Origin of the sequence: Paenibacillus sp. FSL W7-1279, assembly GCF_037969845.1 — a bacterium.
GTDB lineage: Bacteria > Bacillota > Bacilli > Paenibacillales > Paenibacillaceae > Paenibacillus_AQ.
In genome coordinates this window covers 4025786-4037061 of sequence record NZ_CP150215.1, presented here as the reverse complement: position 1 = coordinate 4037061, position 11276 = coordinate 4025786, and the positions used below count along the sequence as shown (strand labels likewise).

Here is an 11276-nt window from a genome sequence, read left to right as displayed (position 1 = left end):
GATGTTCCTCATGATATACTGATTGTTATAGACATGTATAGGAGCGGTATATATTGTTGCGTAGAAGAAATGAATTTCATGAGCGTTATGAACGCTTTGTCCAGGAATTGAGAAATGAAATCGTCTCCGGCGTTCTGCAGCCGGGTGAATTTATTTTGCCGGAAAATACGCTTAGCCAGAAGTATGAAATGAGCCGGGTATCGATCCGGAAGGCGCTGGATGAGCTGGTGAACGAAGGACTGATCGAGAAGATTGCGGGCAAGGGCAACCGTGTGAAGGAGCCGGATGAGGACAGAACGCCTGTCGTGCTGAAACTCGCCTGGTTCTCCTCCTCCTATGAAATTCCGATTATCGAGAAAATGATCGAAGCGTTCGAGCGGAAGCATCCGTTCGTTCAGGTGGAAATGGTGCTGTACGCCGAGGACTTCTACACCGAAACCATCATTCGATCCATTGATGACGGTCAGGGCCCCGATCTGTTTATTATGTCGGATCAGCATTTCCGGGAATGGACCGAAAGCGGGCGAGCGAATCTGCTGACAGGATATGTTCCTCCTCGTCTCATGGAGGAAGGGGTCAGTTATCCGAGGGTGTTCGACCTGTTCAACGATGAGGGCAGCATGCTTGCGGCGCCGTTTGTGTTCTCTCCGGTGGTCATCTGCTACAACCGTTCGATCTTCCGTCAGCACGGCCTGCCTTACCCTATCAGTCTTGGCGACTGGAAGGAGCTGCTGGCGGCGGCCAAAGCCTGCACATCGGCCCCGGACGAAGACGGAATGACCGATCATTACGGCTTCTGCTTCTCCTCGTCTCCGAACCGCTGGCCGGTCTTCCTGCTTCAAAATGACGGCAGCATTATGGCTGCAGACCGCAGCCGGAGCACGATGGCGGATCAGCGGAATATCGAAGCTTTGGAGTTTTGCGTATCGCTTATGTACAAGGAGCATGTGTCGCCGATTTTCTCCCATGGCAGCAGCCATTTAGCCGAGAGCCTCTTTATGAAGGAACGGGTTGCCATGATCATGTCCACCTATTACTTCATGAATGAATTCCGCGATCATTCCATCGACTGGGATGTAATGACCCTGCCGAACGGCACCAAGCCCGCAACGATGCTGCTTGGAGGGGGGCTGTCGATCAACGCTGCGAGCAGTCATCGGAATATCGCTGAGAAACTCGTGGATTTTATGACAGGTGAGGAGGCGCAGACGCTGTTGAAGAAGCACGGCTGCACCATTCCGGCTTTGCGGTCGGTGGCCGAAGATGACCGTCTGCTGAATCCGGACATTCATCCGCAGCACTATAACCGTTTTCTGGAGGTGCTGCCTCACGCTTATCCGCTTCATACCCTCAACCTGAGCCAATCTGAAATATCGACGCTCCTGGATGAGCTGAATCTGCTGTGGGCCGGCATGGAAACCCCGGCGGATACCTGCACCCGAATTGAGCAGCTGTTCAACAGCCGTCTGGGCCTGACGGGCGCCGGTACGGGAATGGAGAAGTGAACGAAACTCTTATTCCGTCTCATTACGTCAGGTAGTTTGAGCGGTAATTAAATGTATGAAGGAACTTCATGGCAGGACGCCGAAATTGTCAGATGACTCAGATGACAATGACATATGGATTTTGAAAGCCGCATAAATTGCGGCTTTTTTCAGTTTGTAGTATCAGTTTTTTTTCCTAATTGAACGACAAGAGCTTAAGACGAAGCTTGTTACATAATCACTCCATATTGATCTTGTCTGCACCCGATCTTGATTTCTCTATTCTATGATTAGTCCCAATATAAATTAGAGTTGTGTCTCAGATGACTACGTTTGTCTAGTTTTTGAAAAAGTGTTACGATCCAACTGAATTACACACTGGTGAGTATGAGGGACTAATGCTCATGCTCATAAAAATTTGAGAGGTTGTCACATGTCTAAAACAATAATGATTGTAGAAGATGAGCATATTTTACGAGAAATCATAAAAGATTATTTGCTTGAAGAAGGTTATGAAGTGCTCGAAGCGGATGATGGCAGAAAAGCTTTGGCGCTATTCCAGGAACATGAGCTGGATCTGATCATACTGGATATCATGCTCCCTGAATTGGACGGATGGTCCGTATGCAAACGCATCCGAAAAGTATCTAACGTTCCGATTATCATGCTGACGGCCCGTTCGGATGAGGATGATACCTTGATGGGTTTTGAACTGGGAGCCGACGACTACGTAACCAAACCGTACAGCCCTCCAATCTTGCTGGCACGGGCGAAGCGGCTTTTGGAGAGCAGACAGACTCGGGAACAAGAAGACGATACATTGTCCAGCAACGGTATTTCCATCCACTTTCCATCCCGAACGGTGGCGGTGGATGGGGAAAACTGCAGTTTGACGCATACGGAATTTGAAATTTTGGCTTATCTGATGAAAAACAAAGGAATTATTATAACCAGAGAACAGCTGATTACAAAAATCTGGGGGTATGATTTTGTCGGTGATGAGCGTACGGTCAACAGTCATATCCGCAATCTGCGTTCCAAGCTGGGAGAGCACGCCAAGCATATTGCTACGATCGTTCGATCAGGTTACAAGTTCGAGGACAAGTTATGAAACAAGGCATTGTTCTTAAGCTGTTTCTATTTACGACGGGATTATGCTTATTTATTCTAGCTATTATCTTTACCTTGCAGACCGTATTTTTCAAACAGTATTATGTTCATCAGAAAGTGAAGGACGTGAGCGCGGCGCTTCAGGCTTACGAACAAGACTACCTGAATCAAACAACGGACACGCAGGAGACGGCAAAGCTGGAGCAAGATTTTTATCAAAAGCATAACATCTGGGTTACGACTGTGGACACCCAAGGTAATTTAAAGTACACCGATGATTTCTTCATGGAAGTCAAGCTAAGACATTCGGAAGAAACCATGTTTTCCAATAAAACGATGACCATTCCTCTGTATAGTGTGATCGACGTAGAGGACTTCAGCAGTGATAATCCGTTCCTCACGCCTTGGATTAAAGAAGGGGAAGAGATCGCCATGGAAGGTTTGATTATGAATGGCCAGCCGGTGATCCAGCGGATGGGAAGGGGCAATTCTAACCTAAGAGACGAAAGCAGGCTGGAAAATTCGCAGATGGTGAGAAAAGAGTACGAGGTCGTCACTCGATTTGCGAGTCCGAACCAATACTTTGAGAAATATCCCACATTTCTGGTCGAGGGAACCATTATGAAGGTCCAGTTACCGGAAGGCGCAGGGGTCTCGCGTTATACCAATCACTTGTTGCTGGACCGCATCAAGGCTTTCCAATCGGATCTTTTGTACGGCGACTGGAAGGATAGCAAGAATCCCAATCAGATCGTAGATTATAAAGAAAATGATGTGAATTACAAAATTATCGTGAATCGCATCCAAGATCGCGACGGAAATCCCGCATATCTGTTCGCGATGGCGTCACTCCAGCCGGTTAATGAAGCCGCAGGGATGATCAAGGAATACTATGTGTACATCATTATTGCTACTCTGCTTCTCGTGGTGCTGGCATCGTTCTATTATTCTCGACAGATCACACGGCCGCTGCTGCGCATCAACCGTACCACACGGCAAATGGCAGACCTTGATTTTTCGGAGAAAATCCCCATTACAACGAAGGATGAAATCGGGGACTTATCACGCAACATTAATGAGCTCTCCGAGCGCCTGCACTCTCATATTCTTCGGCTTGAGCAGGATATCGAGAAAGAAAAGCAGCTGGAGAATACGAGAAAAGAATTTATATCCGGCGTATCCCACGAGCTGAAAACTCCGTTAAGTGTTATTCAGAGCTGTCTGGCTATTATGAAGGACGGGGTGGCAAGCCATAAAAGGGATTATTACTTTAAGGCGATGGAGGACGAGGTCAAAAGAATGGATCTGCTGATCGTGGATATGCTGGAATTGGCCAAGTACGAATCCGGAACGTATACCATGGACATTGATTCTTTTTATATCGACACCGTTATCGAGCGGGTATGTACAAAATTGGCTGCGGACATCGAAACAAAGCAGTTACATCTTGATATGTCACTGAAGCCAGTCGAAGTGCTGGCAAATGAGCGGCGAATGGAGCAGGTCGTTGTCAATTTCCTCAGCAACGCGATTCGCTATACGCCGGAGCAGGAGTCCATTCTCGTCAGTATCTTGGAAGATGGGGACACCGTTAAAGTATGCATCGAAAATAAAGGAGCCCACATTCAAAGCGAACAGCTTGAGAAGATCTGGGACCGGTTTTATCGCGGCGAGCCTTCCCGAAAACGGTCGACTGGAGGGACCGGGCTGGGCCTTTCCATCTCCCAAAAGATTCTGGAAATGCATGGTGTCTCATATGGTGTAACCAACACTCCTAATGGAGTCCTATTCTATTTTCATTTGAATAAGAAAGCGTAGAACCCGGTTCTGCGCTTTTTTAATTGAAGAGTTGTTCTTGAAGGTTCTTATGGACCTGTCAGGAACAGCTCTTTTTTGTTTGCCGCCGCCAAAGCCTATTACTCTATGAAAGTTTGATATCATCTGCACCTTATCTTGATCTCGGGCTACTACACTTTTATCAGGAGGAGGAGAGAACGTATGAGAAAAGGCAGCTCGATTATAATCACTCTTATGTCTGCGCTGGTGATCGTTCTGCTGTGTCAACTTGTTTCGAGGGAAGGGACGCCAAGCGACCGCAAAGCCGGCATGGATGTCCGCTCGGATAAGATAAGAACGCTAGAATACCGGTCAGAAACGCCTTATAAGGTCGTGATTGATTCAGGACATGGCGGTAAGGATAACGGCGCAACGGGAGCCAGTGGTAGTTTTGAGAAGGATTTTACGCTGCAGCTAGCGCTAAAGGTAGAAGAACTGGCAAAACAAGAGCCGCAGATTGAAGTGGTTCTCACTCGATCAGAGGATCGCTTTATATCTTCGATTGACCGGGAACGGCCGGAAATCGCCAATCGACTGGGGGCGGATTTATTCATATCCATTCACGGAAATACGTACGAAGACGCTAGTGTTTCGGGTACAGAAACCTACTATTATCATGAAGATTCCCAGTTCCTGGCGGAAATTATGCAAAAGCATATGGTTCAGACCAGCGGATTTCGGGACCGGGGAGTAAAAAAAGAGGATTTCTTTGTCTTGAAGGATTCGAACATGCCGGCCGCTCTAATCGAAATGGGTTATTTAACGAATCCGCAAGAAGAGAATGAAATGCTGACGGAAGATTTCCAATACCGGATGGCAAGCTCCATTCTGGACGGAATTAAAGAAGCTTTAAATTTAAATTAAAGAGAGGAACATGAACATGAAAAAAATAGTTGCAACCCTACTCCTTGGGAGTATTGCACTTGTATTGGCAGCATGCGGAAACGAATCCTCAAGCTCGAGTCCGCAGCAACCGACCACACGAAACCAAGGACAGGCAACGGAATCAAAAGGCTCCGTAGAAACCGAGTATCAAGCACTTTTCCAGAACAGCGTTTTTGTGGGGGATTCCATTACGGAGTGTTTATCATTTCATGATGTGCTTAAAGAGGAGAATGTTCTGGCAGGCGCAGGAAAAACGGCGGAGTTTGCACTTCAAGATATGGCTGAGTTGACTAAGCGGGATCCAGAACATATCTTTATCCACTTGGGATCGGATGACATTTTATGGCCAACGGATAACCCCAAAACCTATTCCTTGAAAAACTATGCGAAGCTGATCGGTATAATCAAGGAAAAGCTTCCACAAGCGAAAATAACTCTTTTATCGGTAACCCCGGTAACGGCAGAAGCGGAAGAGCTGGAACCAAGATATAAAAATATCAATGATTATAACCAAGGCTTAAAAGAGTTGGCGGAGAAAGAGAACATTGGATATGTTGATTTGTCCCCGATATTTTCAAACGGCTCAAATAATCTGTACGATTCGGACGGGATTCATTTTAAACCGGAGTTTTACTCAAGCATGCTGGACCTGGTAAAAGATCAAGTGGAATAACGTGTTATGGATCAATCAACATGGAGGTGTGAGTATTGGTCTTTAGCAGCCTAATATTCCTGTTCCTCTTTCTGCCGGTCACCATTCTGATCTATTACGTTTCTCCGATGAATTTTAGAAATGCTGTCCTCCTTGTTGTCAGCCTGATTTTTTATGCATGGGGAGAGCCCATATACATTTTCATCATGATTTTCTCCACGGTCTTCGATTATATCAACGGGCTGCTGATCGATAAGTATAGACATCGGAAGCTGATGGCCAGATCGATTTTTATCGGCTCGATGGTCGGCAGTCTGGGTATTCTCGGATTTTTCAAATATGCGGATTTTGTCGTGGACAACATCAATCTGTTGTTTCATATGAATATCCAAGCGACCGATTTGCCGCTGCCTGTTGGCATATCTTTCTATACCTTTCAAACGATGTCTTATGTCGTTGACGTATACTTGGATAAAGTATCGGTGCAGAAGAATTTCATCTCTTTTGGGGCATATGTGACCATGTTCCCGCAGCTTGTAGCGGGTCCCATCGTCAAATACGGCGATATCGCGGAACAGCTCGTTTCCCGTAAGGTGTCGCTGGACCGTTTTGGCGAAGGGGCGGAGCTGTTCATCAGGGGACTTGCCAAAAAAGTGCTGTTGGCCAATAATATCGGATTATTGTGGGCGAGTGTTAAAGCGACGCCGATCGAGGAATTGAGCGTACTCTCCGCCTGGCTTGGCATTACCGCATTTACTCTGCAAATCTATTTTGATTTCAGTGGTTACTCTGACATGGCTCGGGGACTAGGGAAAATGTTCGGATTTGATTTCATGGAAAATTTCCGATACCCCTACATCTCAAAAAGCGTAACCGAATTTTGGCGCAGATGGCATATTTCGCTCGGCAGCTGGTTTCGGGAGTACGTTTATATACCGCTTGGCGGTAATAGGTCAGGCTTTATGAAGCAGCTCAGGAATTTACTGGTCGTATGGTTTTTAACCGGATTATGGCATGGAGCCAGCTGGAACTTTATCATGTGGGGTTTGTATTTCGGATTCTTTGTGATCATCGAGAAACGATTTCTTTTGCAAAGTCTTGGACGTTTACCCGCTTTTGTCGGCCATGTTTACACGCTTCTGGTCGTTGTGATCGGCTGGGTATTGTTCGAAATGGAGCAACTGGCTTCCGCTTGGCGTTTCATCGGCGTGATGTTCGGTTTCGGCGGGCATGCTTTTGCGGATCAGCAGGCGCTCTATGATTTGTCTGCGAATGGTGTATTGTTTGTCGTGTTGGCAATCTGTGTTACTCCGCTTCCAGGAAAGATGTTATCCTGCATGAGGGAAAAATGGAGAATCGCCGGCGTGATTACCGTTCCGCTTATCTATTTTTTATTCATGATCCTGTCGACGGCTTATTTGGTCAATGAAACCTACAATCCGTTTTTATATTTTCGATTTTAAAAGGGGACAGCCATGGGATATTACAAAAATTTAAAAAATAAATTGCTGGCCTTATTGCTGCTCCTATTTATTAGCGTAATCGCAGTTCTTCATCTTTTGGCGGTGGATCGTTCATTTTCGGAGTCGGAAAACCGGATGCTGAAGCAGCTGCCGCACTTGTCGCTGAAAGCATTGCTGTCAGGAGATTTCACAGCCGATTTCGAAAAATATGTGTCCGACCAATTTGTTTTCAGAGACTTTTGGATCGGGGCAAAAACCGATGTGGACCGGCTCTTGGGAAAAAAGGAGAGCAACGGAGTTTACCTAGGAACAAACGGGTATCTGATTCAGGATGTTATTTCCCCGGCGGAAGAGGACTTGAGGGAGAAGCTCGAAGCCATTCATTCGTTTGACCAGGCCACGACGGAAATGAATAAATATGTGATGCTGGTACCAACGGCAGCCGCTCTATATAAAGACAAGCTCCCGAAATATGCGATCATCGGCGATCAAGAAGCATACTTGAAAAAAGTAAAGCAATGGCTGAATCCCAATATACGTTTTATCGATGTTTTTCCAAGTTTATATGCTGCGCGTGATCAACCTATATATTATAAAACCGATCATCATTGGACGACGAAAGGCGCTTATATCGCTTACCTGGAACTTTGCAGACAAATGGGGCTGACACCACAGGAAGAGGAAGAGTTTAACATCCAGCAAGTAACCGATGTATTTTACGGCTCGCTTTATTCAAAAAGCGGTTTCAGACATGTACAGTCCGATCGTTTGGAGCTTTATATGTCAAAGGATCAAGAGAAATATACCGTAACGTATGTCGATGAAGAGAAGACCACGGATTCATTGTATGCGATGGAGCAGCTGCTCAGGAAGGATAAATATGCGGTGTTTCTTAACGGTAACCATGCACGAATCCATATTAAAACGGCTAATCCGAGCGATAGAAAGCTGCTGGTGGTCAAAGATTCGTACGCTAACAGCCTGATTCCTTTCTTAATTAAGCATTTTAGCGAAATACATGTGGTAGACCTTCGGTATTATGATGAGGATTTAGCGTCTTTCGTGAACGAGCAGGGGATCCAGGACATGCTATTGCTTTATAATGCGAATACGTTTTTCGAGGACCCATCCATCAAAAATGTAACGGAGTGATTAAATGAAGAAACAATGGAGCGGGAAAAGGAGTTTTTACCCCGTTATGCTTGCATTCATCGTCGTAATTGGCGTATTGTCCGGTTGCGCAGGCAAGGATGACAAGACTTCAGAACAATTGACTGCCACCGAAATCGGAAAAAGTATCGAGCAGGCAGTTAGCCTAAAAGACATGAAAAAGCAGGATCTGAATAAGCTGCAGAAATTGTACAAGATGGATGCAGACAGCATGGATGATTTTATTCTTTATACGTCTACATCGAATGTAAAAGCTGATGAATTGGCCATTATCAAGCTGAAGGATGAGAGTCAGGCAGAAAGCGTCAAAGTGAATATGGAGCAACGAATCGAAGCACAGAAAATGAAATTCAAGGACTATCGCCCCGATGAATATTTTCTGGTCGATAATCACGTGTTAAAGACGAAGGGGCGATTTATTTTCTTCGCGGTTTCTAAAGACGCCGAATCAATGGAACGCATGTTTGACAGTGCTTTTTAACAGAAGCCCAGCTCAAATCCTAATTTTCCAAATAAGAATATTTCTCCACCATTTTATATAAATACTTTCGAAACTCTTCCACGTATGATTCAGGTTCTACGATTTCCAGATTCGTGCCGAAACCTGCTAAAAACTGAAATCCTATATGGTTTTGAGGTACATAAATGGTTGCCAAGAAATATTCAGAATTATAGATTGAAATACTCTTTCGACCGTACCTTTCAATGAATTGATCTTTTATGCTTGGCGAAATCAATGCCTTTATAGCGACTAGTTGCGGTTGATAACGGGTTGTTTCTTGTTCTAATGCATAATCTCTCGGTTTAAAGGTTTCTTCATTCATATTGAGATTATCGATCCTGGATAATTTAAATGCTCTATAGCTCTGACGATGTAAACAGAATCCCTTCAGATACCAACTCGTCTCGCTATAATGAAGCTGATAAGGCTCGACGATTCGATTCGTTATCATGCCATTTTTATCTATATAATCAAATGAAATTAACTTTTTCCCTGAGATCGATTCCTGGCATGTCTTCAAGGTTTGAAGAACCTCGGACCGACCCTCCCAATCATAAAATGACAGTCGGACTGAACCTTTCAGTGACAATGGGCTAACCATGGCTTCTATCTTTTTAATAGTTACTTCAACTTCTTCGCTAATTAGAATTTGTTCCAATCCGCCGAGCGCAGTCAAAATATTCTCCAAGTCGGAGCTGCTTAAAAGACGTTTATCCACCTTGTATTCATCCATAATACCGTATCCGCCATGAATTCCATGAACAGAATAGATGGGGATGTTGGATAAACTCAGTGTTTCCATATCGCGAAGAATCGTTCTTTTGGAAACGTTAAATAATTGTGCGAATTCTTTTGTTGAAACGATATCTTTTTTTAGCAGTATCATGATAATCGATATTAATCTTTCAACCTTCTCCATAGCTGCCCCTCTTTTGGTACAAATTTTTAAATGGTGACATGCGTCTGTCACCACTAATAAATTATACTTCATTTATCAAAAGAAGGAGGTACAACTTTATGTCAGCTATAGCATATTTGAATTTTGATGGAATCGCCGAAAAAGCGATTGAATTTTATTCGGAGGCTCTCAATGCGAACGAGGTAAAAAAAGTGAAATTTAGGGATTTTCCGCAGGATCCAAATTATCCATTGCCAGAAAATGAATTAAATATGATCATGGAGTCTTCAATAGAATTTGCAGGCGGAAAAATCATGATGTCGGATATTTTGCCTTCCATGAAGGCGGTAACGGGTGAGTTGGTAAAAGGAAATAACGTGCTTATTAGTGTAGTCATGGATGATAAACAAACATTGGAAGACTACTTTAGCCAATTGTCTGTTGGCGGTCATGTCGTAATGCCGTTATCCAATACCCCTTGGTCTTCGTGCTTTGGCATGCTGGTTGATCAATTCGGAATTGCCTGGAAATTTAATAGCGACGCAGATAAGTTTCTTGATCGTGTCATTTCCAACAAACAGTAACTCATTCAAAACATGGCCTTCCAATGAAAGGCCATGTTTTTATATTCTCATTAGAAAGGAGGAGGGTGGGTTATAGCTATGAAAATTGAGAATGTCATTCCAGCAAAAACGAGAGAGGATTTAAGAATTTGGCTGCAGAACCATGGCAAGACCGAGAAGTCTTGCTTGGTCTTGGTAAGTATGACACCAGCCCCTGATATGTTGTTATATTTGGACGTCGTTGAGGAAGCCTTATGCTTTGGATGGATTGACGGAGTCAAAAAGAAAGTGTCCGAAACCGGGCTGGCCCAGAGACTGTCTCCTAGAAGTAAAAAAAGCACATGGACCGAATTAAATAAAGAACGTGTCCGCCGCCTCGAAAAGTTGGGGTTCATGAGTGACGAAGGCAGGAGGGTTCTTCCTGACATGGATCCCGGTTCTTTCAGAATAGATGGGGTCATCGAACAAAGGCTTAAAGAGGAAAAGCAAGTATATGAGAATTTCATGGCATTTCCGGATCTTTATAAAAGAGTTCGGATCGACACGATACAAAGCTATAAGAATCAGCCGGAATTATTTAAGAGCAGATTAGACAAATTCATAACCAACACGAGAGAAAACAAGATGTACGGTCAATGGAACGATAATGGCCGTCTGTTAGATTATTAATATTTCCTGGGTCGAAGGCCAACAACCGTATTCACTCAATTTCT

General features: G+C 44.5%; 11 protein-coding genes. 10 read left to right on the top strand and 1 reads right to left on the bottom strand.

What is annotated here, in order from left to right; translation table 11 throughout:
• Positions 1-53: 53 nt before the first annotated feature.
• The 8 genes from MKY82_RS17890 (at position 54) to MKY82_RS17855 (ending at position 9081) form a co-directional block, all read left to right on the top strand.
• A complete protein-coding gene (locus MKY82_RS17890; protein ID WP_339294009.1) occupies positions 54-1505 on the top strand; it encodes an extracellular solute-binding protein in 1452 nt (483 codons plus the stop codon).
• 412 nt (positions 1506-1917) lie between these two features.
• Complete coding sequence (locus tag MKY82_RS17885) at positions 1918-2595, top strand: response regulator transcription factor (RefSeq protein ID WP_113058367.1); 678 nt, start codon at positions 1918-1920, stop codon at positions 2593-2595.
• Complete coding sequence (locus MKY82_RS17880; RefSeq protein ID WP_339294008.1) at positions 2592-4412, top strand: HAMP domain-containing sensor histidine kinase; 1821 nt, start codon at positions 2592-2594, stop codon at positions 4410-4412. Before MKY82_RS17885 ends, MKY82_RS17880 begins: the two co-directional genes overlap by 4 nt.
• 180 nt (positions 4413-4592) lie before the next feature.
• Positions 4593-5294: an N-acetylmuramoyl-L-alanine amidase gene (locus MKY82_RS17875; RefSeq protein WP_339294007.1), complete on the top strand. Its 702-nt coding sequence runs from the start codon at positions 4593-4595 to the stop codon at positions 5292-5294.
• 10 nt (positions 5295-5304) lie between these two features.
• A complete protein-coding gene (locus MKY82_RS17870) occupies positions 5305-5988 on the top strand; it encodes a GDSL-type esterase/lipase family protein (RefSeq protein ID WP_339294006.1) in 684 nt (227 codons plus the stop codon).
• Between the two features lie 35 nt (positions 5989-6023).
• Positions 6024-7430 (top strand): MBOAT family protein, encoded by a 1407-nt coding sequence (locus tag MKY82_RS17865; RefSeq protein ID WP_339294005.1) that lies wholly within the window; start codon positions 6024-6026, stop codon positions 7428-7430.
• A gap of 12 nt (positions 7431-7442) precedes the next feature.
• On the top strand, positions 7443-8582 hold the full coding sequence (locus MKY82_RS17860) for a DHHW family protein (protein ID WP_339294004.1): 1140 nt from the start codon (positions 7443-7445) through the stop codon (positions 8580-8582).
• Between the two features lie 4 nt (positions 8583-8586).
• A complete protein-coding gene (locus MKY82_RS17855; RefSeq protein WP_194542973.1) occupies positions 8587-9081 on the top strand; it encodes a DUF4358 domain-containing protein in 495 nt (164 codons plus the stop codon).
• A 19-nt stretch (positions 9082-9100) separates the two neighbouring features.
• On the opposite strand, the gene MKY82_RS17850 is transcribed toward MKY82_RS17855, so the two are convergent.
• Entirely contained in the window at positions 9101-10021 is a 921-nt protein-coding gene (locus MKY82_RS17850) for a YafY family protein (RefSeq protein WP_339294003.1), read from the bottom strand.
• A 98-nt stretch (positions 10022-10119) separates the two neighbouring features.
• Between MKY82_RS17850 and MKY82_RS17845 the strand changes: the two genes are divergently transcribed.
• Both MKY82_RS17845 and MKY82_RS17840 read left to right on the top strand, forming a co-directional pair.
• Positions 10120-10584, top strand: coding sequence for a VOC family protein (locus tag MKY82_RS17845; RefSeq protein ID WP_194542971.1), 465 nt, complete (start codon positions 10120-10122; stop codon positions 10582-10584).
• Positions 10585-10662: 78 nt separating this feature from the next.
• Positions 10663-11232, top strand: coding sequence for a YdeI/OmpD-associated family protein (locus tag MKY82_RS17840; RefSeq protein ID WP_339294002.1), 570 nt, complete (start codon positions 10663-10665; stop codon positions 11230-11232).
• Positions 11233-11276: the final 44 nt, after the last annotated feature.

Coding starts and splice junctions, on each gene's coding strand:
- MKY82_RS17875 (WP_339294007.1), top strand. CDS start 4,593: ATGAGAAAAGGCAGCTCGATTATAATCACTCTTATGTCTGCGCTGGTG.
- MKY82_RS17855 (WP_194542973.1), top strand. CDS start 8,587: ATGAAGAAACAATGGAGCGGGAAAAGGAGTTTTTACCCCGTTATGCTT.
- MKY82_RS17870 (WP_339294006.1), top strand. CDS start 5,305: ATGAACATGAAAAAAATAGTTGCAACCCTACTCCTTGGGAGTATTGCA.
- MKY82_RS17885 (WP_113058367.1), top strand. CDS start 1,918: ATGTCTAAAACAATAATGATTGTAGAAGATGAGCATATTTTACGAGAA.
- MKY82_RS17845 (WP_194542971.1), top strand. CDS start 10,120: ATGTCAGCTATAGCATATTTGAATTTTGATGGAATCGCCGAAAAAGCG.
- MKY82_RS17840 (WP_339294002.1), top strand. CDS start 10,663: ATGAAAATTGAGAATGTCATTCCAGCAAAAACGAGAGAGGATTTAAGA.
- MKY82_RS17860 (WP_339294004.1), top strand. CDS start 7,443: ATGGGATATTACAAAAATTTAAAAAATAAATTGCTGGCCTTATTGCTG.
- MKY82_RS17880 (WP_339294008.1), top strand. CDS start 2,592: ATGAAACAAGGCATTGTTCTTAAGCTGTTTCTATTTACGACGGGATTA.
- MKY82_RS17850 (WP_339294003.1), bottom strand. CDS start 10,021: ATGGAGAAGGTTGAAAGATTAATATCGATTATCATGATACTGCTAAAA.